Here is a 23,654-nt window from a genome sequence, read left to right as displayed (position 1 = left end):
TTCCCTTGTTGCTATGGGCGTTACGCTTTGCTAATGGCGCGGCCTGCCACGCGGGCAGGGCCGTCGAAACGGCCGCAATCCCCGCGAATTGCTGGACTGTGCGGTCATGGCGGAATTGGTAGACGCGCAACGTTGAGGTCGTTGTGGGCGAAAGCCCGTGGAAGTTCGAGTCTTCTTGACCGCACCAGTCATCCAGGGGCCCGCCGCCCGGGCGGCCCCTCAGATCCCCGACAACCGCTCCCCGATCGCCTGGCCCATGCGCAAGGGCGCGCCGGGCTGAAGCGCATCGTTCCAGGCGACGCGGCCCGGCTCGAACAGCAGCACCACGGTCGATCCCAGATAGAAGCGGCCCATCTCGTCGCCTGCTGCGAAGCTGTGGGTGCTGCCGGTGAACTCCTCGGCGACCGGTGCGGTTTCATGGTCGGCAAAGCGGTGCGGCCAGACCGTGTCGATCCCTGCGACGATTATCGCGCCGACCATCACGCTGGCGAACATCCCGTCGGGTCCGTCGAACAGGCACGCGAGCCGCTCGTTGCGCGCGAACAGCCGGTCGACCCCGGCAGCGGTACCCGGATTGACCGAGAACAGCTTGCCGGGAAGGTACACGGTCGATTGCAGCGTGCCGGCGGCGGGCATGTGCACGCGGTGGTAGTCGCGCGGGCTGAGATAGATGGTGACGAACTGCCCGCCATCGAACCGGTGCGCGTCGCCGCCCTGGCCGCCGAGCAGCTCCTCGACGCTGTAGTCGCGCCCCTTGGCCTGAATGATGCGCCCGTCGCGGATCGGGCCCGCCTGGCTGACCGCGCCGTCGGCGGGGCTGAGGATGAAACGCTCGGCATCGGCCAGCGGACGCGCTCCGGGCTTGAGCTCGCGGGTGAAGAAGTCGTTGAAGCTGGCAAACTGTCCGAAGCGGCGCGCCGCCTCGCCCATGTCGACATCATAGGCGGCGGCGAAGCGGCGGATCATCCGGTCGCGCAGCCAGGGGCTCTCGCTCGCCGCCAGCCGTCCGGCGAGCCGGGTCAGGGCGTGCTGTGGCACCAGATGCTGTAACGCAATGAAGGCAGAGGACATGGCACGGCTCTATCGCACGCATCGCTGCCCGGCCACCTTTATCGCAACGATCAGGCGGCCACCCAGCTGCCATGGAAGCTGACCGGCAGCGCGACGTCGCTGCGCCAGCTCGTCACCGGGCCATCGGCGATGCGGCGCGCGTCAAACAGGTGCAGTTCGGTGGCTTTTGCATCGAGGTTGAGCGTGGTGCCGATCAGGTGATGCGGTCCGGCGGGCACGAATTCCTCGACCAGATGGCGCGCGCCGAAATCGAAGCTGTCATGCCGCCCGCTGATCCAGTCCCAGCTGCCGACGCTGCGCGCGAACGGCCGCGTGCCGGTATAGCCACCGACATGCACCGTCGCCGATCGGGGCAGTCCGGCGCGCTCGGGCGCGCTCCGCGGGAATTCGGCGGTGATCCCGGCGGGCGTCAGCGTGGCGCGGCCATCGGGGTGCAGCGCGACCAGGTTGAGCTCGGGACGTTCGACATGGACATAGCGGCCCTCGACTAGCCCCGGCGCGCCTTCGACCGCAAAGGTCACGTCCTTGTGGAAGCAGCCGTCGAAGCGGATCGTCCCGTCCGTCTCTTCCCAGGCATCGCCGAGATGGAAGAAGGAGAGCGGCGGCAGATCGTAAACGCGGCGCTTCGACAGGTCGTCCTTGTCGAGCACCAGCACCTTCGATCCCAACTCGGGCTGCCAGGTCAGGCTCTTCGAGAAGGGCAGCTTCATCGCGCCTGCGATCCAGGGCTGGCACAGGATCACCAGATGGCGCGCGGTCGCGGTGAAATCGTGGATATAGCTCGCCATCGGCAGCTTGACCGCCTCGCCCGCCTCGAACATGCCGTCCTTAGACAGCCGCCAGACATAGACCGCCGCCCCGCCCGATCCGATGTTCCAGATGCGGCCATCGGGCTCGATGCGCGGATGCGCGAGGAACGGCATGTGCTTCAGGTCGTCGCGAAAGGTGACCTGGCCCTGCGTCTCGAGGCTGGCCGGATCGAGCGCGGTGGCAGAGCCTGCCTCCCAGAGCGCCAGCAGGCGGTTGCCAGCCTTGATGACATGCGTGTTGGCGGCATTGGTCTCATCCGAGTTGCCGACGATCGCGCCGGGCTGCTCGAGCGTGCCGAAGCCCGGCTGGACGATGCGGCCGAGCTTTTCCTCGAGCCGCCGCTTGGGCGTGTCGACGAAGCGCGCCGCCAGCCGTGCCTCGTTGCTGCGCACCTGCCAGGCGCGGATCAGCCCGTCGCCGTCGAACCAGTGGCCCGAGGCGCTGTCGCCGCGGCGGAAGCGCGCCGGGCCGTTGCGGTAGAGCGTGCCGATGAGATCGGGCGCGCGGCCGTGGATGCGGCGAAGGCTGCGCGGGGCGATGTCTTCCAGGATGTCGGTGACGCCCAAAGTCCAGTCGGGCTTGGCGACGGCAGCGGCGGCGGCGGCGGCGCGGGCGGTGGCGGGGACCAGGGTGCCGAGCGCGGCCAGGCCCCCACCGATCAGCAGATCACGACGGTTCATGAGATCGTGTCCTTACTGGATCGCGATGCGGGTTTCGGAGGCGCCGACGGGCACATCGAAGCTTGCCGCTTCCCAGCGCGCAGGTCCGCCCACGGGCTTGGCGTTGTTCGAAAAGGCAAAGGGTTCAAGCGGCATGCCGAAGGGGTTGGTCTTCATCTTGCCGTCGCCATCGACATCGTGAAACGCCTTGATCGCATAACGGCCGGGGGCCAGGCCCTCGAAAACGACCGAGACGGTCTTGCCTTCGACCCTGGCCATCGCGGCGCGCACCGGCTTGCCGCCCGCATCGTGCGCGGCCTCATTGTCATACAGGCTGAGCAGGATCTGGCCCTCGGGCATCTCGATCTGCTCGAAGGTGACGGTCAGCGAGGCATCGGGTGCGGGGGTGGTCGCGGCGGCGGCGTTCTGCGCCCAGGCAATGCCGTTTCCGGCAGTGGCAAGCGCGAGCGTGGCGGCGAGATACAGGGCTTTCATGGGTCTGGTTCTCCTTGCGGGTTGCGATGGCGACGGGGCCATGCTTGACCCCCTCACCCTGGCGCAGGTAGACCCGGCTGTCCTGTCCGGTTACGCGAGTTGCCCGCCCTGATGCGTGAGTTGCCACCCCCTGCCGTTCACGCTTCGCGAAATGCAGAGGCCATGAAAAGCCAGGCATTGCGGGGACTTGTCATCGGGATGATCGCGGCGGCGGTGCTCGCCTATCTGGGCGCGATGGGCACCCAGGCAGCACCCTTTTTCCAGCGTTTCGCCTATTGGGCGGCGGTGATTTTGCCCGGATCGCTGCTCGGCCTGGGGGTGAATGCGCTGGTGCGCGGCTGGGGCGGCCTCGCGGCGCACCGCTGGGCAGAGGCCGGGCTGGTCGCGCTGCTCGTCTCGCTGCCGCACAGCTTCGTGGTCATCGTGGTCAGCGCGTTGTTCTTCGGCATCGGTCTGATCACACCGATGGTGGTGCTCGAATTCTGGCTGGCGGTGCTGCTCATCTCGGTGGTGCTCACCGCGATCAACTATCTCGCCACCAACGGGCAGGTCGCCGAGGCGGCGGTCGTGCCCATGCCGCAGCCTCTGCCCGAGCCTGCACCCGCACCGACCTCTGCCGAAGCACCCGTGACCGATCGCTCCGCGCTTCCTCCCCTGCTCGCCGAGAAGCTGCCGCACCGGTTGCGCGCCGGGCGGCTGCTCGCGATCGAGGCGGAGGACCATTATCTGCGCGTGCACACCGATCTGGGCAGCGATCTGGTGCTGATGCGCATGGCCGATGCCTGTGCGCTGCTCGACGATTCGGCGGGCGCGCGCGTGCATCGCAGCTGGTGGGTCGCGCGCGATGCGGTGCAGGCGGTCCGCCAGCAATCGGGCCGGATGGAGCTTGCGCTGCCCGGCGATATCAGCGCGCCGGTGTCGAGGGCGATGCAGCCGGTGCTGCGCAGCCAGGGCTGGCTATAGCCGGGCAAACCAGTCCGATATCGCTGCGGCGATCCGGGCTGAGCTCTTGCCGTCGCCGAAAGGATTGTGCGCCTGCGCCATCGCGGCATACGCGGCCGGATCGTCGAGCAGTCGGGTCGCTTCGGAGATGATCGTCGCGCGGTCGGTGCCGACCAGCTTCGCCGTGCCCGCTGCGACGCCTTCGGGCCGCTCGGTGGTGTCGCGCATGACGAGCACGGGCTTGCCGAGCGCTGGCGCCTCTTCCTGCACGCCGCCGCTATCGGTCAGCATCAGCTCGGCAATCTGCAGCAGCCGGGTGAAGTTGAGATAGTCGAGCGGTTCGAGCAGCGCGACATTGTCCAGCCCGCCCAGGATCGGCAACATCGCGGCACGCACCTGCGGATTGAGATGCACCGGGAAGATGATCGCGACATCGTCGCGCGCGGCCAGATCGCGGATAGCGTGCGCGATGTCGTCCATGCCGCTGCCGAAATTCTCGCGCCGGTGCGTCGTGACGCCGATGATCCGCTTGCCCGCGAAGCGCGCCTCTACGGGTGCGAGCAGGCCCGCCTGGCCGGGATCGGCGGCGAGCTTGTGCGTGACCCAGTGCAGCGCATCGATCACCGTGTTGCCGGTGACCAGGATCTTCGCCTCGTCGACGGCCTCGCGGCGCAGCGCATCGGCCGCGGTCCCGGTCGGCGCGAAGTGCAGGTCGGCGAAGGTTCCGATGATCTTGCGGTTCACCTCTTCGGGCCAGGGGTGATAGATATTGCCGCTGCGCAAGCCGGCCTCGACATGCGCGACCGGGATCTTGCGATAATAGGCGGCGAGCGCGCCGCACATCGCGGTCGCGGTATCGCCCTGCACGATCACCATATCGGGCTTTTCGGCATCGAGCACCTGACCGATGCCGGTGAGCAGCCGCGCGCTGATCTCGTCGAGGCTTTGGCCCGGCTGCATCAGCGCGAGGTCATGATCGGGCACCAGCCCTGCGATTTCCAGCACCTGGTCGAGCATCTCGCGATGCTGGCCGGTGACCAGCACCACCGGCTCCAGATCGGGCGCAGCCTGGAGCGCGGCCACTACCGGGAACAGCTTGATCGCCTCGGGCCGCGTGCCGAAGATTACCGCAATCCGCCGTGCCATGCCCTTGTCTCCCCCCGCCTGTCAGCTCAGCGGCCGACGCTCACATAATGGAAGCCCGCCGCCTTCATCTGCTCGGGCTTGTAGATATTGCGCAGGTCGACCAGCGTGTTGCCGCGCATCGTCGCGAGCACGCGCGGCAGCGCGAGCGCGCGGAACACGTCCCATTCGGTGACGATCACCGCGCAATCGGCGTCCTGCAATGCCTGATAGGCGCCTTCGGCCATCGTCACGCCGGGCATCAGCGCGGCGGCTGCCTCCATGCCCTCGGGATCATAGGCGATGACTTCGGCGCCCGCGTCGATCAGCCCCTGGGCGATGACGATCGCGGGGGCATCGCGCATGTCGTCGGTATTGGGCTTGAAGGTCAGGCCCAGCATCGCGATGCGCTTGCCCTCGACATCGCCGCCCATCGCCGCGATCACCTTGCGCGCCATCGCGCGCTTGCGCAGGTCGTTGACGCGCACCACGGCCTCGACGATCTGCAGCGGCGCCTCATGGTCCTGCGCGGTCTTCATCAGCGCGAGCGTGTCCTTGGGGAAGCAGCTGCCGCCATAGCCGGGGCCAGCGTGCAGGAACTTCGATCCGATCCGTCCGTCGAGGCCGATGCCGCGCGAGACGTCCTGCACGTTCGCGCCGACCTTCTCGCACAGATCCGCCATCTCGTTGATGAAGGTGATCTTGGTCGCGAGGAACGCATTGGCGGCGTACTTGATCACCTCGGAGGTGCGGCGCGAGACGAACAGGATCGGCGATTCGTTGAGGAACAGCGGTTGGTAGATCTCGCGCATATATTCGCGCGCCCATTCGACCTCGGTGCCGACGACAATGCGGTCGGGCCGCTTGAAATCGCCGATCGCCGCGCCCTCGCGCAGGAATTCGGGGTTGGAGACGACCTCGAAATCGGCGTCCGGCGCGGTCTGGCGGATGATCTTCTCGACCTCGTCGCCGGTGCCCACCGGAACGGTCGACTTGGTGACGACGACGCAGCGCTTGCGGATCGATTCGCCGATCTCGCGTGCGGCATCGCGCACATAGCTGAGGTCCGCAAAACCGTCGCCGCGGCGCGAGGGCGTGCCCACCGCGATGAACACCGCATCGGCATCGGCGACGCTCGAGGGCAGATCGGTCGAAAAGGACAGGCGGCCAGCGCGCACATTGGCGGCCACCAGCCCTTCCAGCCCCGGCTCGTAGATCGGCATCTTGCCGGCGAGCAGCGATTCGATCTTGGCCGGATCCTTGTCGACACAGACCACGTCATGGCCGAAATCGGCGAAACAGGCGCCCGACACCAGGCCGACATAGCCCGAACCAATCATCGCGATCTTCATAGGGGGATAAGCTCCACAGCGTTTGCGTGTCGTCTAGTGGGCGGAAAACGGGGCGTCAAATCCCCGCCGCACCGGGCCGGTCGAGCGCCATAACGCGCGAATGTTGCAATGGTCTGAACGCCCGGCAGCGCGGCCAGGCGATCAGAGCGGCTTTTCGTAGATCAGATACTCGCGGTTGACCTTGCTCTCGATCGCATCGGCGATCGCGTTCATGCCCTGATTGTCTTCGAGCACCCAGCCGATCTCGCCGCGCACCGTGCCGTAATTCTTCACCGCCTCGACGCGGATCGTCTCGATCAGCATGAAGGCAAGCTGTGCGGCCATGCGCGTGTTCTGCAGGTCCTTGACCACGCCCATCAGCGGCACGCGCACGCTGGGCGAACGGCAGGTGCGCAGCCACCAGAGCAGCTTGGCCCAGCCGAACGGGAAGAGCGATCCGTTAAGCGGTGCGGTGACGGTATTGATATCGGGCAGCGTCATCAGGAACGCGACAGGACGGCCGTCATATTCGGCGATCATGATCAGGTCCTCGCGCACCAGCGGGCGCAGCTTCTTGCCGATATAGGCGACCTCTTCGTCTGTGATCGGCACGAAGCCCCAGTTCTCGCCCCAGGCATCGTTGAGGATCGCCAGGATCGTCGCGGCATCCTCGTCGAACCGGCTCTTGTCGACCTTGCGCAGCCGGATGCGCTCGTTCTTGCGCCCGGCGGCGACGATGCGCTGGACCAGCGGCGAAAAGCCCTCGACGATCGGCAATTCATAGCTCAGCAGCTTCTTGGCGACCGTATAGCCGGCGCGCTCGATCCAGCCCTGATAGGCGGCATTGTGATGCCCCATCATGATGATCGGCGGGCGGTCATGGCCGAAGGTGAGCAGCCCCGGCTCGTCCCAGATCGACAGGCTCAGCGGGCCGAGCGCGCGCGTCATGCCCTGGTCGCGCAGCCATTGCTCGGCGGCGTTCAGCAGCGCGCGGGCCACGGCCTCGTCCGCCGCCTCGAACATGCCGAAATTGCCGGTGCCCGGGCCCATGCCCTGATCGACCGGCTGGGTCAGCGCGAGATGATCGATATGCGCCGAAATGCGACCCACCACCTTGCCGCCGCGACGTGCGATCATCGGCTGAACGGTGGCATGGCCATAAAACGGGTTCTTGGCCGGATTGAACATCTCGTAGACTTCGGCGCGCAGGGGCGGCACCCAGGCCGGGTCGGAGGCATTCAGATCATAGGCGATATCGACGAACGCCTTGAGGGCGGCCTTGTCGTTCACCGGGCTGACGCTTATCTGCTGCTGGTCCGCCAAAACTCATCCTTCATCGTCATGGAAGCCCCAAAGGGCCGTGCCCTTTGTCGCTCTGCCATGATCTGTGTCAAGGAATTGCGGGCCAGATATTGCCATCATGCTGCCACGTTGCCGTGGCTTAAGCGGGCGATCAGTACAGGAACATCATGGCTAGCAGTTTCCCCCTTTCCGATTCCGGTCGCAGCGCCACCCAGGGCGCGACGCTTGCGCGCGCCAGCGGCCAGGTGCCCGACGACATGGCGATGATCCGCGCTGCGGCTTCGCTGACGCGCGATCTCAATGCCGCGAAGCCGGGTGTCTATTGGGCGGACATGCTCGCCTCGGTCACGGTCGGCTATGGCGCGCTTGCCGGTGCGATCCTGGTCGATGGCGTTGGCCTGGCGCTGCTGTGCGCGCTGGTCGCGATCCTGGCGCTCTACCGCGCGGGCAGCTTCATTCACGAACTGACGCATCTTCGCCCCGATGCCGTTCCCGGATTCAATGCCGGCTGGAACGCGCTGGTCGGCATTCCGCTGCTCATTCCCAGCTTCATGTACGAGGGCGTGCACAACCTGCACCACCAGCGGCTGCGCTATGGCACGGTCAAGGACCCAGAATATCTGCCACTCGCGCTGATGAAGCCGTGGACGGTGCCGCTGTTTGTGCTGGTCGCGGCGCTGGGCCCGATCGGGCTGATCGTACGCTATGGCGTGCTGTCGCCGCTTTCGCTGATCATCCCGCCGCTGCGCCGCATCGTGGTCGAGCGCTATTCGGGGCTGGTCATCAATCCCGCCTTTCGCCGCGTCATGCCCGAAGGTCAGGCGCGCCGGCACTGGCTGGTACTCGAAACGCTCGCCAGCGCCTGGGCGATGACGCTGATCGCGCTGGTCGCGACCGGCACCCTGCCGCTGCGCGCCTTTCTGATCGGTCTCGCCATCGTCTCGGGCACGATGGTGCTCAACCAGGTGCGCACGCTGGTCGCGCATCTGTGGGAGAACGAGGACGAGCCGATGAGCGTGACCGCGCAATATCTCGACAGCGTCAACGTGCCGCCGCCGGGCCTTCTGCCCGAACTCTGGGCGCCGGTGGGACTGCGCTATCACGCGCTGCACCATCTGCTGCCCGGCGTGCCCTATCACGCGCTGCCCGAGGCGCACCGCCGCCTGTCGCGCGAACTTGGCGTGGAATCGACCTACCAGCTGGCGAATTATCGCAGCCTTGCAGGGCTGGTGACGCGGCTGGTGAAGAGCACGTTCGGAAGCAGGGCGCCCGGCTGAACTTCGTCATTCCCGCGAAAGCGGGAATCCCGCTTCTGCGCAGACGATGAAGGGTGAAGCGGGACCCCCGCCTCCGCGGGGGTGACGGTTGAGGGGTTGCAGGATTACTCCCCGCCCTTGGCTACCGCACGCTCGACATCGAGCAGCTCGAGCCCCTGGCCGAGGGCAACGCGCTCATCGAAGACGAAGCATCCCCCCTCGAACAGCGATTGCTCGGCGGGCACCTCTTCCAGATATTTCAGGATGCCGCCCCTGAGGTGATAGACTTCGTCAAAGCCCTGCGCGCGGACATAGGCGGTCGCCTTTTCGCAGCGGATGCCGCCGGTGCAGAACATCGCGATCTTCTTGCCCGATTGCCGCAATTCCTCCGCTTGCGCGTCGAACCAGGCGGGAAACTGGGTGAACCGCTCGGTGCCCGGATCGACCGAGCCCGTGAAGGTGCCTTGCGCGAATTCGAAGCTGTTGCGGGTATCGATCAGCACCGTATCGGGATCGGCGATCAGCGCGTTCCAGTCCTTGGGTTCGACATAGGCGCCCTGGCCGTGCACCGGATCGATATCGGGCACGCCCATCGTCACGATCTCGCGCTTCACCTTGACCTTGAGCCGCTTGAACGGGGGCATGTGCGCGCCCGAATATTTGACCTCGATGGCGGCAAAGCCCGGCATCGCGCGGATGGCATCGACCAAAGCTGCGATCCCGGCTCCAGGCCCCGCCAGCGTGCCGTTGACGCCTTCGTGCGCGATCAGCAGCGTGCCGCACAGCGCATCGCCCTCGCACAGCGCGTGCAGCGCATCGCGCACGGCCTGAGGCTCCGCGATCGGCGCGAAATGATAGAGCGCCGCGACGGTGAGCGGATAGTCGGTGGGCAAGGTCATGCGTTGCCCCATAATCGGCGTGCGACGGTCTGCCAAGCACCGGGCTTGCAACACCCCGAGGTCTGCGGCATGGCGGGATCATGGTTCCCCTTTCGTTCGCCGGGCAGGATTTCGTCATCGTCGATCGCGCCGCGCTCTACTGGCCGCGCGAAAAGGCGCTGTTCGTCGCCGACCTGCATTTCGAAAAGGCAAGCTGGTATGCGCGCTCGGGGCAGATGCTCCCGCCTTATGACAGCGCGGCGACGCTCGACCGGCTCGAGCGCGCGCTCGAGGCCTCGGGCGCGACCAGCCTGTGGTGCCTGGGCGACAATTTTCACGACAGCGACGGCGCCTCGCGGCTCGACCCGGCGCTCGCTGCGCGGATCGAAAGCCTGTCGTGCCGGATCGCGCTGCACTGGATCACCGGCAACCATGACAGCGCGCTCGAAACCGGTTTTGGCGGCAGCGTGGTCGAGGAGGCCGAACTCGCCGGGCTGGCGCTGCGCCACAAGGCCGAATCGCGCAGGAGCGTGCCCGAACTTTCGGGCCATTTCCATCCGCGCCTCAGGGTGCGGCTGCGAGGGCGGACGGTCTCGCGTCCCTGTTTCGTCGCCTCTTCCGACCGGCTGATCCTGCCCGCCTTCGGGGCATTGACCGGGGGGCTCGATGCCGACGACCCGGCCATTCTTTCCGTGCTGGGCGTAGGACCTCATGCCTTTGTCGCTACGGAAAGCGCGGCGTTGCGCTTCGACTTGCAAAAAACGGCAGAATTTCGGCGATAAAGTCACTTGCATAACTGGTGTTGCGTTTTCGCGACAACGCTCTGCATTTTTGCGGGAAGTCCGCGCAACCGCTTGAATCCCGCCGATTTTGGTCTAACGTTCACGTCAAGGCGGCGCATGACCGCCAGAGAGACCACAATCAGGAGAGAGATATGCCCATGCGTTTCGGCAAAGCCAGCCGTGTGTCCCTCATGCTTTCAGCCGGCCTGGTGGCCATGGCGAACCCCGCCCTGGCGCAGGAGGCTGAACAGGAAGGCGTCAACGACAGCAACACCATCGTCGTCGTGGCCCAGGGCCGCGAGCAGCTGCTCTCCGACGTTCCGGTCGCGGTGTCGGCCGTCAACGCCGAAACGCTCGAGAATACCGGCGCCAACGACATCCGCCAGCTAAACCAGGTCGTCCCGTCGCTGCTCGTGTCGTCGACCGGCAACGAGGCGAACGGATCGGCGCGTATCCGCGGTATCGGTACCGTCGGTGACAATCCGGGCCTCGAAAGCTCGGTCGCGGTGTTCATCGACGGCGTCTATCGCTCGCGCTCGGGCATCGGTCTCAACGAACTCGGCGAGCTCGACCGGGTGGAAGTGCTGCGCGGTCCGCAGGGCACCTTGTTCGGCCGCAACGCCTCCGCCGGGATCCTGTCGATCTATTCCAAAAAGCCCGAGTTCGAATTCGGCGGCTTTGGCGAGGCGACCTATGGCAATTTCGACAATATCCGCCTGCAGGCCGGTCTCACCGGCCCGTTGAGCGAAACGCTCGCGGCACGCTTCGACGGCGTGTACGAAAAGCGCGACGGCTTCCTGCGCGACGTGAACAACAATATCGACCTGAACAATCGCGACCGCTATTTCGTCAAGGGTCAGCTGCTGTGGGAGCCGGTCGACACCGTCTCGTTCCGCTTCATCGCCGACTATACCAATCGCGACGAGCGCTGCTGCGGTGCGGTCTATCTGGGCCGCGATTTCAACCCGCTGATCGGCGACCTCAACAACCCGTCGACCCCGCTCGCGCCGCTCCAGGCGACGGGCAACAACATCATCAACGTGCTGCGCGACCTGGGTCAGCCGATCGGTTCGTTCAACGATCCGTTCAGCCGCAACACCTTCGTCACCCGTGGCCGCACCTATAACGGCAAGACCAAGGATGGCGGTCTCTCGCTCGAAGTGAACTGGGACATGGGTGGCGCGACGCTGACCTCGATCACCGGCTATCGCTATTACAAGAACAGCCAGGCATCGGACACCGATTACAGCGCGGTCGACATTCTGTATCGCGCCGACAATACCGACGCCCAGTTCCGCCAGTTCAAGACCTTCACCCAGGAACTGCGCCTGCAGGGCGAGGCGTTCGACGGCAAGCTCGACTGGCTCGTCGGCGGCTATTTCGCCGACGAAGACCTGACCGTGCGCGACAATCTGCGCTTCGGCAACCAGTATGGCCGCTTCGCCACCTGCCGCATCATCTCGGGCGGTGGTCTGGCCGGCCTGTATTCGCCGACCTCGCCGGGCTGCGTCGCACCCGGTGTTGGCCCGGCCACGCTGGCTGCAGCCACCGGCGGCGGCCAGACCGGCGCGGATATCGCCAACGGCTTCGCGCTGCTCGATACGCTCAACAATCTGGGCTCGATCAGTGATCGCTATTTCCAGAACAGCCGCAACTATGCGTTCTTCACGCACAATATCTTCCACATCACCGACAATCTCGATCTGACGGTCGGCCTGCGCTACACCAACGAGCGCAAGCGCTTCAACGCGACCTTCAGCAACGACAACACGGTCTGTACCCGCCTGCAGGCATCGCTCACCGACGATCTGATCAGCCCCAATGCCACCGCACGCGCGCTGGCTGGCGCTCTGGTCGGCCTGGGCTGCCAGGGCAACTCGACCGCAGAGCTCAACGGGGTGTCGATCCGTGATCGTCGCAGCGAGAACGAGTTCACCGGCACCGCGGTGCTGTCGTGGAAGCCCACCGACGATTTGCTGCTCTACGGCAGCTATTCGCGCGGCTACAAGGCAGGCGGCTTCAACCTCGACCGTTCGGCGCTCAAGGGACCGGTCGTCGCTCCGCTGGGCGGCGCTCCGGTGACCACCTTCGCGGCGGTCGGCGGCGCCCAGGCGCTGGTGCGCAACCTGCAGTTCGACCAGGAAATCGTCGATGCGTTCGAACTGGGCGCGAAATATTCGCGCGGTCCGCTGACCATCAACCTCGCGCTGTTCCGCCAGCAGTTCGAGAATTTCCAGCTCAACACCTTCAACGGCACCGTCTTCCTGGTTCAGACGGTCAACGGCTGCTCGACCGATCTCGCCGGCGCCGACCGCGATCTCAGCGCCACGACCGGCGGCTGTGCCCGCGGCGACGTGACCTATGGCGTGGTCGCCCAGGGTGTCGAACTCGAAGCCTCGATCCGTCCGTCGCGCACCTTCACGGTCAATGGCGGTCTGACCTATGCCGATACCAGCTATCGCAACAACCTGATCGGCAACCGCAACGGCGCGCCGCTCGATCCGGCGCTGCGCAAGCTGCCCGGCGACAACCTGTCGAACGCGCCCGAGCTGACGCTGACCGGATCGATGGCCTGGACGCCGGATATCGGCAATAACGGCCTTTCGGGTCTGCTCTATCTCGACACCCGCGTGACCGATGCCTTCAACACCGGATCGGACCTGTTCCCGCAAAAGGAACAGCCGAGCTTCGTGGTGGTCAACGCACGCGTCGGCCTGCGCGGTCCGGAACAGGCCTGGGCGATCGAGCTCTGGGCGCAGAACCTTTTCAACGAGGACTTCACCCAGGTCGCGATCAACAGCCCGTTCCAGGCCGGTACGACTGCAGCGCCGTTCGTCGATCCGCAGTTCCCCGGCGGACGCCAGATCTTCTCGGCCTTCCTGGGCGAACCGCGCACCTATGGCATCACCCTGCGCGGCCGCTTCTGATCGCTTTGCTAGGGTAACGCGAAAAAGCCCCGTCCGCATCGCGCGGGCGGGGCTTTTTGCTGCGCTCAGGCGGCGGAGGGTTGCCCGGCATGGCGCAGGAGCGTGACTGTCAGCACCGTCACCGCGCCCGCCATCAGCCCTGCTGCAACGACAAAGGGTGCGCCGGGGAAGAAGATGCCCCGGGCATCGGCATACGCGGCGAACACCCCGGTCATCAGCAGCGGTCCGATGATCGCGGTCAGGCTGATCGTGCTGGCGATCGCACCCTGCAACTCGCCCTGCGCGTCCTCGGCCACGCAGGGGCTCATCAGCTGCTGCATCGCCGGGAAGCACATGCCCGGGATGGCGCCGATGATCACCCCCAGGATCACCACGGGCGTGCTCGGCGCAAAGGCGAGCGTCAGAAACGAGGGGATCGAGAACAGCAGGCTGATCGTCGCGGTGCGCACCGCGCCGAAGCGGGCGATGGCCTTGCCCGACAGCACGCCCTGGGTGAGCACGATCATCACGCCGAACAAAGCGATCGTCATTCCGGTCATCGCCGGGGTCCACTGGAACTTCGCCGTGCCATAATAGGCCCAGACCGATAGCTGCGCCTGGCTGGCGAGCTGCATCAGGAAGATCGCAGCCAGGCAGCCGATGACCAGCGGAATGCGCGCCATGCGCACGATCATGCCCAGCGGGTTGGAGCGGAACGGATCGAAGCGCCGCCGCTTGTCGGGATCGAGCGTTTCGGCAAAACGCAGCCAGCCGAAGACCGTGCCCGCCGCACACAGCAGCGCCGCCGCCACGAACGGCAGCCGGTTGCCGAACTGGCCGATCAGCCCGCCGATCGCCGGGCCGAGCACGAAGCCCGTTGCGCCCGCGCCGCCGAGCATGCCGAACGCCGCCCCGCGCCGCTCTGCCGGAATGCTGTCGGCGATGCAGCTGTTCGCGGCGGCATAGCTTGCGCCCATCACGCCCGAGATGGCGCGGCCTGCGAACAGCCAGGCCAGGCTCGGGGCAAAAGCCATCAGCGCATAGTCGACCCCCAGCAGCGCCAGTGTCGCCAGCAGCACCGGACGCCGCCCGAACCGGTCGCTCAGCCCGCCGATGACGGGCGCGAACAGGAACTGCATCAGGGCATAGGTGAACAGCAGCCAGCCGCCCCAGGTCGCGGCGTGATCGAGACCTTGCCCTGTCAGCGACTGGATCAGCGACGGCATGACCGGCACGATCAGGCCGATACCGGCCATGTCGATGAACACGATCGACGCCAGAACCAGCAAATTGCGACTGATCATGCCGCCCCCGCGTCCATGGCAGCGCATCGTTCAGGCTGCATCAGCCCCCAGCATCGCCATTCCGCCCCGCGGGGCAAGGCGAATCACCCCCAGTTTCAGGCCAGTTCGTCGCCGCCCGCAGACGCTGCTCGCGGTTTGCGACCTTGCGCCACGACATACCATTCGTTGCTGCCCTTGCGGCTGGCAGGCGGCTTGGCGTGCTTCACGGTCTTGAAATGCTGCTTGAGCAGGGTGAGCAGATCGTTGTCGGTGCCGCCAGCGAGCACCTTGGCGACGAAGGTCCCACCCTCGACCAGCTGATCGACCGCGAAATGCGCTGCCGCCTCGACCAGCCCCATGGTGCGCAGATGATCGGTCTGCTTGTGGCCGACGGTGTTCGCCGCCATGTCGGACAGCACCAGATCGGGCCTGCCGCCGAGCGCATCGATGAGCTTGTCCGGCGCCTCATCGGCCATGAAGTCCATCTGGAAGATGGTGACACCCTCGATCGGGTCGACCGGCAGCAGATCGATGCCGACCACCGCCGCCTTGGGATTGACCCGGCGCACCAGCTGCGACCAGCCGCCCGGCGCGATGCCAAGATCGACCACATGCCGCGCCTTGCGCACGATGGCGAATTTCTCGTCGAGCTCGACCAGCTTGTACACCGCGCGGCTGCGATAGCCTTCGGCCTTGGCCTTGCGGACATAGGGATCGTTGAGCTGGCGCTCGAGCCAGCGGTTGGACGAGGCGGTGCGCCCGCGCGCGGTCTTGACCCGCTGCTTGAGGCCATCGCCATATTTTCCGGTCGCCTTGCGCCGGCTGTCGCCGGGGATCCTGCCCCCGCCCGATCCGCCTTTGCCGCCAGAGCCTCCGGAACCGCTACCCTGCTTGCCGTCGCCGCTCATGCGCGTTGCTCGTGCGCGGAGCGCGGCTGCGGCGCATCCTTGCCCATCAATGCGCGCAAGATGCCCTCGCGAATGCCGCGATCGGCGACGCCCAGCCGCATGGCGGGCCAGATGTCGAGGATCGATTCGAGAATGGCGCAGCCCGCCACCACCAGATCGGCGCGCTCCTTGCCGATGCAGGGCAGTTCGCGCCGCTGGTTCAGGCTCATGCCTGCCAGCCGCGCGCTGATGGCGCGCATCGATTCGGACGGCACGATCAGCCCGTCGATCGCGTCGCGATTGTAGCAGGGCAGGTCGAGATGCAGACTGGCGAGCGTCGTCACCGTGCCGCTGGTGCCAAGCAGCCGCCGCTCTGCATCGGGCAGCTCCGGCAACCGGCGGGCAAAGGGGGCAAAGCCGTCCATCACCCGCGCTCGCATGCGCGCATAGGCGGCCGCGCGCGATTCGGGATCGTCATGATCGAAGCGCTCGCTCTCGGTCAGCGTCACCACACCCCAGGGCACGCTCATCCAGTCGAGAATGTCGGGCACCGGGCCGGAGCTGTCGACCAGCACAAGCTCAGTCGATCCGCCGCCGATATCGAAGATCAGCGCCGGCCCATCGCCGGGTTCGAGCAGGATATGACAGCCGAGGACCGCGAGCCGCGCCTCTTCCTCGGCGGTGATGATGTCGAGCACGATGCCCGTCTCGCGGCGCACGCGCTCGATAAAGGCCGGGCCGTTGCTCGCCTTGCGGCACGCCTCGGTCGCCACCGACCGCGCCAGCGCGACATGGCGGCGGCGCAGCTTGTCGGCGCAGATCGACAATGCGGCGACCGCGCGGTCCATTGCCGCGTCGCTCAGCCGTCCGCTCTGGCCCAGGCCCTCGCCCAGCCGCACGACGCGCGAAAACGCATCGACGACAACGAACCCGTCGGCCGCCGGTTTGGCGATCAGCAACCGGCAGTTGTTGGTGCCCAGGTCGATCGCGGCATAGGCGCGCCGGGCGTTCCAGCCGCCACGATCGCCCTGCCCATTCCTTGCCGGCCTCGATTCGGTGATTCGCGTCGGTGCGGGCCCCGGGCCGCGCTGGCCCTGCTGGACGGCAGTCTTGGATCTGCCTCGCTGTCGTGCCGCATTCCGGCCATTTCTGGCGGGATTGGCCAGTTCCTTGGCAACCTTGCCACCATCAGGCGGCGTGATTGCGGGGGATTCGGCCTGCGGCATGGATGTGGGTCGCTCCACCATGCCAAAATCGCTCTTTTTCTCATCCGGGCATGCCCGCGCGGCCAATATGTCCACGCTTCGCCGGTACTTGGGGCAAAGGCTAGCCAATATGCGACGAATGCGCAAGCTTGGCACAAATTCGTCGCGATTTGGGTCTTGACCGCGTTCGCCGACGCGCCTAATTGCGACCGCCTATTGCCCCTTCGTCTAATGGTAAGACCACGGACTCTGACTCCGTTAATCAAGGTTCGAATCCTTGGGGGGCATCCATTCTCCACCATCGCCGCACCCGGATCGCTCCGTTGTAACTGACTCCGTGTCGGGCAATGCCGTCTGTCGAATAATCGTGGCGCGGCCGCGGGCGGCCCAGCACCTTCGGGCTTTGCCCCTGGCCTGGAGGATCGCGCATGACCCGTTTTCCCGATCAGTTTGCTCCGCTCGCCGCGCAGCCCAGCATTACCTCGTGCACCCGTCGCTCCGCGCTGGGGCTTGCCGCCCTGCTGGCCTTGCCCGCGCGCCTCAGCGCCGAGTCGGCAGCATCGGGCTGGAAGACGCTCGCGACCGAGGTGTACAAGGGCAAGCAGGATGATCTCTCGGCGCTGCCCGGGGGCGAGCTGGCGTGGTACGGCAACGGCGCGGGCAAGCTCTTTGCAACGCGCGATGGCGGCGAGAGCTGGGAGAAGCTCTGGGACCGGCCGGGCACGTTCATCCGCGCGCTTGGCTTTGTCGATGCCGAGAACGGCTTTCTGGGCAATGTCGGCACCGGCTATTATCCCGGCGTCACCGATCAGACCCCGCTCTATCGCACGCGCGACGGAGGCATCAGCTGGACGCCGGTGCCCGTCAGCGGCTTTCCGGCCAATGGCGGCATCTGTGCCATCCATATCCTGCCGCAGCGCCGCATCTTCCAGGGGGAGACGCGCAACGTCCCGGTGATCCACGCCGCAGGGCGCGTCGGAGGTCCCGCCTTCGTGCTGCGCTCCGAAGATGGCGGCGAAAGCTGGCGGACGATCGATCTGAGCGCGCAGGCGGGGATGATCCTCGACGTGCATTTCCACGATGCGCAGCATGGGCTGATCGCCGCGAGCACATCGGCGGAAGTGGAGAAGGGCCAGGCGCTGATCCTGCGCACCCGCGACGGCGGCAATAGCTGGCAGACCGCCTATCGCGGCGCGCGCGCTTTCGAGAACATCTGGAAGATGAGCTTCCCGACGCCGCTGGTCGGCTATGCCACCGTCCAGTCCTATGACGAGAGCAATCCGGTGCGGCTGGTCATCAAGACGACCGATGGCGGTGCGAGCTGGCAGGAGATCGCGCTGACCCAGGTGCCCGGCACCCGCACCTTCGGTATCGGCTTTGCCGATGCCGAGCATGGCTGGGTGGGGACGCGCGCCTGCGGCTTCGAGACGCGCGACGGCGGGCAGAGCTGGACGCGCGTCGATGCGATGGGCCCGGCGGTCAACAAGATCCGCATCGTCGAGCATGGCGGCGGAAAGCGCGTGTTCGCCATCGGACAGCAGGTCAGCCGGCTCGACCTGACATGACCGGGCCCGAGCGGCTGATCGGCCTGCCGCCGGTTATCCCGGATGTTTGCACATTGCTGGTGCTGGGCAGCCTGCCGGGGCGCGCCTCGCTGGCGGCGTCGCGCTATTACGGGCATCCGCGCAACCATTTCTGGACGCTGATGGAAGGGGTGATCGGCGAATCGCTGGTTGCGCTCGATTATCCGGAGCGGCTCGCGCGGCTCGGCGCGCGCGGGGTCGGGCTTTGGGATGTGATCGGATCGGCGCGGCGCGGATCGAGCCTGGATGGCGATATCCGGGATGCCGTGGCCAATCCGCTCCGCCCGCTGGTCGAGAGCCTGCCGCATCTGCGCGCGATTGGCTGCAACGGTGCGCTGGCGGCGAAGGGCGCGATGCGCGCGCTGGCCGGGCTGGATCTGCCGATCCTGGCGCTGCCGTCAAGCAGCCCGGCCTATACGCTGCCCCTCGCCGCCAAGTCCGAAGCCTGGCGTGCGCTGGGAGCGTTCATTCTGCCGCCCCGCTAGGCGGGCTCCAGGTCAGACCCGCCCGCGCTTGGGGCCGAGGAAGAACCAGGCGATCAGGCCGATCACCGGAAGGATGACGATGAGCAGCGTCCAGAGCAATTTGGTCGTGGTGGTGGCACCGCTGCCCCAGACGCTGACCACCGCAATCACATCCAGGATCAGGATGACGATGCCAAAAATGCTGTATTCCATGGCTTGGGTTCCTTGCGTGGGGATCAGGGGTGCATGACCACCTTGATCCATTCGTCCTGATGGTCCCGGAAATTGCGATAACCGGTCGCTGCCTCGTCGAGCGGCAGGCGGTGGCTGATCAGGAAACTGGGATCGATGACATCACGCTCGATCAGGTCGAGCAGTTCCGCCGTAAAACGCCGGACATGCGTCTGGCCGGTGCGCAGCTGCAGCCCCTTCTGCATCATCGCGCCCAGCGGAAACAGATCGGCCTTGCCGCCATAGACGCCGGGCACCGAGACGCGCCCGCCCTTGCGGCAGGCCATGATCGCCTGGCGCAGCACATGCGCACGGTCCTGACCGATGCCGACGGTCTGCTTGATCCGGTCAGCGATATTGTCGATCGCAAAGCCGTGCGCTTCCATGCCGACCGCGTCGATCACCGCATCGGGGCCGATGCCGCCAGTCATCTGCTTCAAGGCATCGAGAATGTCGGTCTCGTGGAAATTGACCGGCTCGGCGCCCAGCTGTTCGGCCATGTCGAGCCGGCCCTGGACACCGTCGATCGCGATCACGCGTCCGGCCTTTTGCTGGAAGGCGCTGAGGATCGTGAACAGCCCCACCGGGCCGCAGCCCCAGACCGCGATGGTGTCCCCCGGCGCGATCTCGGCATTGAGCGCGGCCATCCAGCCGGTGGGCAGGATGTCCGAGAGGAACAGCAGCCGCTCGTCGGGAATGTCCTCGGGGACCACCAGCGGCACGACGTCCGAATAGGGAATGCGGACATATTCGGCCTGGCCCCCGGCAAAGCCGCCGGTCAGGTGCGAATAGCCGAACATGCCGGCCATCGGGTGGCCAAAGGCCTTTTCGGCAACCTCCTGGTCCTCGACCGGGCAGCTGTTGTCACAGTTGCTGTAGCGCTGCTCCGAACAATGGAAGCACTGGCCGCAGAAGATGGTGAAGGGCACGACGACGCGCTGGCCGACTTCGAGCGTGCTTTCCTTGCCGGTCGCGACGACGCGGCCCATGAACTCATGGCCCAGAATGTCGTCCTTCTCGACGCCGGGAATGACGCCGTCATACAGGTGCAAGTCCGACCCGCAGATCGCGGTGGAGGTGACCTCGATGATGCAATCGCGCGGATTGACTATGGCGGGATCGGGCATCTGGCGGACGTCGATATCGCCCTTGCCCTGGAAGGTGGCAGCTCGCATGGCTTGGATTCCTCTGTCTTGCTGGGTCGGCGATACGCCGCGGCTCAGGCCGCGTCGGGGCGCATCCGGGCGGTGGCGATCTCGCCCGTCTCGATCAGCATCCGCATCCGGCGCAGATCGCGCAGCAGGCCCAGCTCGAGCGCTTCGGCCATCATCGCCTCGGTCTTCCAGGCGGAGGCGAAATGGTGCGGGCGCACCGCCATGATCACCTCGACCGCCGTGCCCTTCGCCCCATTGTCACGAAAGCGCAGCCGGCCGTGCATGTCGGCATGGCCCTCGCCTTCGGACCGCCAGGCGATCAGCTCGTCCTCGCGTTCGGCGACGATGCGGGTCAGCAACGGGCGCGAGGCCATGTCGCGCAGCTCGGACGGCGGCAGCAACAGATCGGGCTGGTTGCCTTCGGGAAAGGGGAGATATTCGAGCGCGGGCCAGAGCTGCGCATTGCCCTGCCAGCAGGCGCGGATCTGCTCGGGGGTGGCGCGGATGGTGACGGTGGCACCGGTGACGCGATAATCGCCGAAGCGTCTGCGATGCCGGGCGCTGCGCGCGGGGGCGGCATCATGGTTGATGCCCGGCTTGCGGCGATAGATCAGGACCCCGCCTGCCGCAGTGGCAAGCGTGGCGGCGAGCCCGTATCGGGCCCAGTTGGCGATGGTCATAGCCTGTGTCCCTGGTTGCGAGCAATGGTGACACGGTGCCCCTCAAGGCTCGTCGGGGGGTGGGTAAAGGCACCGTGTCGGGGTCAGGATTAGGCGCCGAGGCCACCCGCGATCATCACATGGGTTGGTAAGTGCCGATAAAATCGGCCCATTGTGCCATCAGCTGTCGCGATCCTGCGCCCGGGCGAGCGGCAGGCGCACATCGAACACCAGCCCGCCGGGCAATGTCTGGATCGCGGTTTCGGCGTCCATCTCGTAATGCAGCGCGCGTTCGACAAAGTCGCGGGCCAAGGCGCCCAGCGCCTGGTCGGGATCGGCCAGATTGCGGCCCTCCTCCTTCCACACCAGGGTGAGCAGCGGTTTGGCGGCGCTGTCGTCGATGCCCCAGCGCACCCGGAGCCGGGGCGGCGGATCGCCCGGATCGCCAAAGGTCACCGCATGGCTCGCCAGCTCGTGGATGGCCAGGCCCAGCATGTTCGCGGCCTTCACCCCCAGCATGATGTCCGGCCCTTCGGCGCGGACCTGATCCTCGTCGCTCAGGTGGTGGCTCAGCAGCTCGTCATGGACCAGATCGGCCAGATTGACCTGTCCGCTCGCCGATCGGGTGGACAGCGACTGGGTGCGCGCGAAGGTGTTGATGCGCCCGTCGAACTTGGCGACGAATTCCTCAATGGTATCGCAATGATCTGCCGTGCGCCGCGACAGCGCCCGCACCACGCCCAGCGTGTTGCGGACGCGATGCTGCAACTCCCCCAGCAGCGACCGCTCCTGGTCGCGCAGTCGCTTGAGGTCGTCGATATCGGTCGATGTGCCCAGCCATTCGATGATCGTTCCGTCATCGCCATGGACCGGACCGGCGCGGGTCTTGTGCCAGTAATAGCGATCCTCCTCCGCGTTGCGGATGCGGAATTCGACCTCGAAGCTCTGCCGGTCGGAGGCCAGGCTCCACGCGGTCTGCGCCGCTTCGCGATCGTCGGGATGGACGACACGGAGCCAGCCATCGCCGACATAATCGGCCTCGCTCTGGCCAGTGAACGCCTCCCATTGCGGGCTTGCCCACAACCATGCGCCATCGCGGTCCGCGCGCCAGACGAGCAGCGGCAGCGTGGCGATGAAATGGTTGAGCGTCTGGACCGGGCCGGACCAGCTAGAAGGCATGGGCATTCTCCTTGCGCGCACCTGCCCCGCCATCGGCATCGCAGATCTTGAGATAATCGCCATCGAACAGCGCGGTTGCTTCGAGACGCGTCAAATCGAGTATCGTCAGGCACTTCTGTTCGAGCTGGATCAGGCCGTCGCGGCGCAGATCCTGCAGGGTGCGGTTGACATAGACCGGGGTCATGCCCAGCGCCTCGGCCAGTTCCGTCTGTGTCAGATGGAAGGCACAGCTTCCTCCTTCCGCCAATCGTACGGACCTTTGCCGCATGAATAACTCACACAGGATATGAGCCATGCGTTCGCGCGCGGTGCGCTGTCCGAGCGAGGTCGACCGTTCGCGCTGGATCGCCGACGACACGTGCATGTCGCACCAGAGGAGCTTTTCGAGATCGGGATGAAGCTTGCGGGCGGTATCGAGAAAATCGTCTGCGAGCAGTGCCACCCGCGCCGGGGTCAGCGTGGCGATGCTGTGGTCCATGGACCTGGCGAGGTGGCCGTTGATGTCGAACATGTCGCCGGGGATCAGCACCGACAGAATCTGGCGGCGACCGTCTTCGAGCGTCTTGTAGCGGATCGCCCAGCCTTCGATCAGTACGTGCAAGGGGCCGGTGCCTCCGCCCTGGCACAGCAAGTCGACACGGGGCGGCAGGCTGCGCACATTCCGCTGCACCTGGTCGGCCAGCCAGGTCTGCGAGGCGTCGTTCAGATCGCCGAAGCCACGCAGCTTCAGGGTGACGTGCGGCGTCAACTTTTCCTAGCCTCCCATGACATCGTTCGGGGGAACCTACGCACCGTTGGCGAGTATGTTGCATGAGCGTTTCTCGCACCTGTTCCGGTCCGATAACCTAGAGAGTTCAATGACATCTCCGCCTGCCGACCAAGCCCTGCTGTGCGGTTGCCGCGTGCTCGTGGTGGAAGACGATTTCCTGATAGCGGATGACTTCTCCCGGCGCCTGGCCGCGCAAGGGGCCGAGATCGTCGGACCGGCGGCGACGCTGGAGGGCGCGCGCGATCTGGTCGATGTCGCTGGCCAGCGCATCGACATTGCGGTGCTCGACGTCAACCTGCGCGGAACGCTGGTCTTCCCGCTGGCCCGGCATCTCTATGCGGCGGGCATCCCCTTTCTCTTCTGTACCGGCTATGGCGAAGACCCGATTGCCGATTGCTTTCGCGAGGTCACCCGCTTCGAAAAGCCGCTGTCGCATCAGGGCTTTGCCGAGATGGTGCAGATGATCGCGCGGCTGATGCAGGGCCCGCGCGGCGGACCGCTGCGCTGAAAGCCCGTCAGGGCGCTGTGCGGACCCTCCTATGTAAGTTCACCGCCGCTCCGCCCGACCTATGCCTGCCGCACCAATCTTCGAAAGGATGGGGTTATGCGGAATATGGCAATCTTGACGGCGGCGCTGCTGGTGGCGGCCTGCAATGCACCCGATGGCGCACGGTCGGATACGGCGG

At 66.2% G+C, this 23,654-nt stretch carries 22 protein-coding genes and 2 tRNA genes; 9 read left to right on the top strand and 15 right to left on the bottom strand.

The annotated features are described in order from the left end of the window. The first annotated feature begins 100 nt into the window (after positions 1-100). Positions 101-187, top strand: a tRNA-Leu gene (locus tag AX735_RS07160). A 32-nt stretch (positions 188-219) separates the two neighbouring features. Here the strand turns inward: AX735_RS07160 and asd are convergent. Genes asd through AX735_RS07145 form a run of 3 tightly spaced genes read right to left on the bottom strand, consistent with a single transcriptional unit; the run spans position 220 to position 3,035 of the window. Further along, positions 220-1,071, bottom strand: a complete 852-nt coding sequence (gene asd / locus AX735_RS07155) for an archaetidylserine decarboxylase (RefSeq protein WP_066277838.1) — start codon at positions 1,069-1,071, stop codon at positions 220-222. Between the two features lie 50 nt (positions 1,072-1,121). Further along, positions 1,122-2,561: a carotenoid oxygenase family protein gene (locus tag AX735_RS07150; RefSeq protein WP_066277836.1), complete on the bottom strand. Its 1,440-nt coding sequence runs from the start codon at positions 2,559-2,561 to the stop codon at positions 1,122-1,124. 12 nt (positions 2,562-2,573) lie between these two features. Beyond that, positions 2,574-3,035 (bottom strand): DUF2141 domain-containing protein, encoded by a 462-nt coding sequence (locus tag AX735_RS07145; protein WP_066277834.1) that lies wholly within the window; start codon positions 3,033-3,035, stop codon positions 2,574-2,576. A 162-nt stretch (positions 3,036-3,197) separates the two neighbouring features. Between AX735_RS07145 and AX735_RS07140 the strand changes: the two genes are divergently transcribed. Continuing rightward, entirely contained in the window at positions 3,198-3,998 is an 801-nt protein-coding gene (locus tag AX735_RS07140) for a LytTR family DNA-binding domain-containing protein (RefSeq protein WP_137775637.1), read from the top strand. Here AX735_RS07140 and wecB read toward each other — a convergent pair. The 3 genes from wecB to AX735_RS07125 all read right to left on the bottom strand — a co-directional run bounded on the left by wecB (position 3,993) and on the right by AX735_RS07125 (position 7,720). Next, the gene (gene wecB, locus AX735_RS07135; RefSeq protein WP_066277826.1) at positions 3,993-5,123 is read right to left on the bottom strand and encodes a non-hydrolyzing UDP-N-acetylglucosamine 2-epimerase; all 1,131 of its coding nucleotides are present in this window, start codon (positions 5,121-5,123) and stop codon (positions 3,993-3,995) included. The two genes, AX735_RS07140 and wecB, sit on opposite strands and share 6 nt — an antisense overlap. Positions 5,124-5,149: 26 nt before the next feature. Next, positions 5,150-6,451: a UDP-glucose dehydrogenase family protein gene (locus tag AX735_RS07130; RefSeq protein WP_066277824.1), complete on the bottom strand. Its 1,302-nt coding sequence runs from the start codon at positions 6,449-6,451 to the stop codon at positions 5,150-5,152. Positions 6,452-6,592: 141 nt separating this feature from the next. Further along, positions 6,593-7,720 carry an N-acetyltransferase gene (locus AX735_RS07125; protein ID WP_231750049.1) on the bottom strand — a complete coding sequence of 376 codons (1,128 nt, stop codon included), beginning with the start codon at positions 7,718-7,720 and terminating at the stop codon, positions 6,593-6,595. A 179-nt stretch (positions 7,721-7,899) separates the two neighbouring features. Here AX735_RS07125 and AX735_RS07120 point away from each other — a divergent pair, with 179 nt between their 5' ends. Continuing rightward, a complete protein-coding gene (locus tag AX735_RS07120; RefSeq protein WP_066277819.1) occupies positions 7,900-9,009 on the top strand; it encodes a fatty acid desaturase in 1,110 nt (369 codons plus the stop codon). Between the two features lie 104 nt (positions 9,010-9,113). On the opposite strand, the gene trhO is transcribed toward AX735_RS07120, so the two are convergent. Beyond that, positions 9,114-9,887 carry an oxygen-dependent tRNA uridine(34) hydroxylase TrhO gene (gene trhO / locus AX735_RS07115; RefSeq protein WP_066277817.1) on the bottom strand — a complete coding sequence of 258 codons (774 nt, stop codon included), beginning with the start codon at positions 9,885-9,887 and terminating at the stop codon, positions 9,114-9,116. Between the two features lie 80 nt (positions 9,888-9,967). On the opposite strand from trhO, the gene pdeM reads away from it, so the two are divergent. Beyond that, the gene (pdeM, locus tag AX735_RS07110) at positions 9,968-10,648 is read left to right on the top strand and encodes a ligase-associated DNA damage response endonuclease PdeM (protein WP_066277810.1); all 681 of its coding nucleotides are present in this window, start codon (positions 9,968-9,970) and stop codon (positions 10,646-10,648) included. Between the two features lie 152 nt (positions 10,649-10,800). Continuing rightward, on the top strand, positions 10,801-13,575 hold the full coding sequence (locus AX735_RS07105; protein ID WP_066277805.1) for a TonB-dependent receptor domain-containing protein: 2,775 nt from the start codon (positions 10,801-10,803) through the stop codon (positions 13,573-13,575). Positions 13,576-13,640: 65 nt separating this feature from the next. Here the strand turns inward: AX735_RS07105 and AX735_RS07100 are convergent, their stop codons facing one another. The 3 genes from AX735_RS07100 to AX735_RS07090 form a co-directional block, all read right to left on the bottom strand. Then, entirely contained in the window at positions 13,641-14,858 is a 1,218-nt protein-coding gene (locus AX735_RS07100) for a TCR/Tet family MFS transporter (protein WP_066277804.1), read from the bottom strand. A gap of 95 nt (positions 14,859-14,953) precedes the next feature. Continuing rightward, positions 14,954-15,745: an RlmE family RNA methyltransferase gene (locus tag AX735_RS07095; protein ID WP_082750984.1), complete on the bottom strand. Its 792-nt coding sequence runs from the start codon at positions 15,743-15,745 to the stop codon at positions 14,954-14,956. Continuing rightward, entirely contained in the window at positions 15,742-16,971 is a 1,230-nt protein-coding gene (locus AX735_RS07090; RefSeq protein ID WP_231750048.1) for a Ppx/GppA phosphatase family protein, read from the bottom strand. Before AX735_RS07090 ends, AX735_RS07095 begins: the two co-directional genes overlap by 4 nt. A 175-nt stretch (positions 16,972-17,146) precedes the next feature. On the opposite strand from AX735_RS07090, the gene AX735_RS07085 reads away from it, so the two are divergent. The 3 genes from AX735_RS07085 to AX735_RS07075 all read left to right on the top strand — a co-directional run bounded on the left by AX735_RS07085 (position 17,147) and on the right by AX735_RS07075 (position 18,997). Further along, positions 17,147-17,220 (top strand) — tRNA-Gln (locus AX735_RS07085). A gap of 137 nt (positions 17,221-17,357) precedes the next feature. Then, positions 17,358-18,494, top strand: a complete 1,137-nt coding sequence (locus AX735_RS07080) for a WD40/YVTN/BNR-like repeat-containing protein (protein ID WP_066277803.1) — start codon at positions 17,358-17,360, stop codon at positions 18,492-18,494. After that, a complete protein-coding gene (locus AX735_RS07075; protein WP_066277797.1) occupies positions 18,491-18,997 on the top strand; it encodes a DNA-deoxyinosine glycosylase in 507 nt (168 codons plus the stop codon). Before AX735_RS07080 ends, AX735_RS07075 begins: the two co-directional genes overlap by 4 nt. 12 nt (positions 18,998-19,009) lie before the next feature. Here AX735_RS07075 and AX735_RS07070 read toward each other — a convergent pair whose 3' ends face one another. The 5 genes from AX735_RS07070 to AX735_RS07050 all read right to left on the bottom strand — a co-directional run bounded on the left by AX735_RS07070 (position 19,010) and on the right by AX735_RS07050 (position 22,947). Beyond that, a complete protein-coding gene (locus AX735_RS07070; RefSeq protein ID WP_066277792.1) occupies positions 19,010-19,189 on the bottom strand; it encodes a PLDc N-terminal domain-containing protein in 180 nt (59 codons plus the stop codon). A gap of 23 nt (positions 19,190-19,212) precedes the next feature. Beyond that, positions 19,213-20,382 (bottom strand): zinc-dependent alcohol dehydrogenase, encoded by a 1,170-nt coding sequence (locus tag AX735_RS07065; RefSeq protein WP_066277791.1) that lies wholly within the window; start codon positions 20,380-20,382, stop codon positions 19,213-19,215. Between the two features lie 44 nt (positions 20,383-20,426). Further along, a complete protein-coding gene (locus AX735_RS07060; RefSeq protein ID WP_066277788.1) occupies positions 20,427-21,041 on the bottom strand; it encodes a hypothetical protein in 615 nt (204 codons plus the stop codon). Positions 21,042-21,200: 159 nt separating this feature from the next. Next, positions 21,201-22,199 (bottom strand): sensor histidine kinase, encoded by a 999-nt coding sequence (locus AX735_RS07055; RefSeq protein ID WP_181266999.1) that lies wholly within the window; start codon positions 22,197-22,199, stop codon positions 21,201-21,203. Further along, the gene (locus AX735_RS07050; protein WP_066277781.1) at positions 22,189-22,947 is read right to left on the bottom strand and encodes a Crp/Fnr family transcriptional regulator; all 759 of its coding nucleotides are present in this window, start codon (positions 22,945-22,947) and stop codon (positions 22,189-22,191) included. Before AX735_RS07050 ends, AX735_RS07055 begins: the two co-directional genes overlap by 11 nt. Positions 22,948-23,056: 109 nt before the next feature. Between AX735_RS07050 and AX735_RS07045 the strand changes: the two genes are divergently transcribed. Then, the gene (locus AX735_RS07045) at positions 23,057-23,476 is read left to right on the top strand and encodes a response regulator (protein ID WP_171007765.1); all 420 of its coding nucleotides are present in this window, start codon (positions 23,057-23,059) and stop codon (positions 23,474-23,476) included. The last annotated feature ends 178 nt before the right edge of the window (positions 23,477-23,654 follow it).

Origin of the sequence: Blastomonas sp. CCH1-A6, assembly GCF_001556365.1 — a bacterium.
Classification (GTDB): Bacteria; Pseudomonadota; Alphaproteobacteria; order Sphingomonadales; family Sphingomonadaceae; genus Blastomonas; species Blastomonas ursincola.
The sequence above is the reverse complement of the archived record's forward strand: the minus strand, read 5'-3'. Positions and strand labels throughout refer to the sequence as shown.

Bases quoted from the DNA above. Each gene is read 5' to 3' on its own strand.
- asd (WP_066277838.1), bottom strand. From the start codon at position 1,071: ATGTCCTCTGCCTTCATTGCGTTACAGCATCTGGTGCCACAGCACGCC.
- AX735_RS07150 (WP_066277836.1), bottom strand. From the start codon at position 2,561: ATGAACCGTCGTGATCTGCTGATCGGTGGGGGCCTGGCCGCGCTCGGC.
- AX735_RS07145 (WP_066277834.1), bottom strand. From the start codon at position 3,035: ATGAAAGCCCTGTATCTCGCCGCCACGCTCGCGCTTGCCACTGCCGGA.
- AX735_RS07140 (WP_137775637.1), top strand. From the start codon at position 3,198: ATGAAAAGCCAGGCATTGCGGGGACTTGTCATCGGGATGATCGCGGCG.
- wecB (WP_066277826.1), bottom strand. From the start codon at position 5,123: ATGGCACGGCGGATTGCGGTAATCTTCGGCACGCGGCCCGAGGCGATC.
- AX735_RS07130 (WP_066277824.1), bottom strand. From the start codon at position 6,451: ATGAAGATCGCGATGATTGGTTCGGGCTATGTCGGCCTGGTGTCGGGC.
- AX735_RS07120 (WP_066277819.1), top strand. From the start codon at position 7,900: ATGGCTAGCAGTTTCCCCCTTTCCGATTCCGGTCGCAGCGCCACCCAG.
- trhO (WP_066277817.1), bottom strand. From the start codon at position 9,887: ATGACCTTGCCCACCGACTATCCGCTCACCGTCGCGGCGCTCTATCAT.
- pdeM (WP_066277810.1), top strand. From the start codon at position 9,968: ATGGTTCCCCTTTCGTTCGCCGGGCAGGATTTCGTCATCGTCGATCGC.
- AX735_RS07105 (WP_066277805.1), top strand. From the start codon at position 10,801: ATGCCCATGCGTTTCGGCAAAGCCAGCCGTGTGTCCCTCATGCTTTCA.
- AX735_RS07100 (WP_066277804.1), bottom strand. From the start codon at position 14,858: ATGATCAGTCGCAATTTGCTGGTTCTGGCGTCGATCGTGTTCATCGAC.
- AX735_RS07095 (WP_082750984.1), bottom strand. From the start codon at position 15,745: ATGAGCGGCGACGGCAAGCAGGGTAGCGGTTCCGGAGGCTCTGGCGGC.
- AX735_RS07090 (WP_231750048.1), bottom strand. From the start codon at position 16,971: ATGGTGGAGCGACCCACATCCATGCCGCAGGCCGAATCCCCCGCAATC.
- AX735_RS07080 (WP_066277803.1), top strand. From the start codon at position 17,358: ATGACCCGTTTTCCCGATCAGTTTGCTCCGCTCGCCGCGCAGCCCAGC.
- AX735_RS07075 (WP_066277797.1), top strand. From the start codon at position 18,491: ATGACCGGGCCCGAGCGGCTGATCGGCCTGCCGCCGGTTATCCCGGAT.
- AX735_RS07070 (WP_066277792.1), bottom strand. From the start codon at position 19,189: ATGGAATACAGCATTTTTGGCATCGTCATCCTGATCCTGGATGTGATT.
- AX735_RS07065 (WP_066277791.1), bottom strand. From the start codon at position 20,382: ATGCGAGCTGCCACCTTCCAGGGCAAGGGCGATATCGACGTCCGCCAG.
- AX735_RS07060 (WP_066277788.1), bottom strand. From the start codon at position 21,041: ATGACCATCGCCAACTGGGCCCGATACGGGCTCGCCGCCACGCTTGCC.
- AX735_RS07055 (WP_181266999.1), bottom strand. From the start codon at position 22,199: ATGCCTTCTAGCTGGTCCGGCCCGGTCCAGACGCTCAACCATTTCATC.
- AX735_RS07045 (WP_171007765.1), top strand. From the start codon at position 23,057: ATGACATCTCCGCCTGCCGACCAAGCCCTGCTGTGCGGTTGCCGCGTG.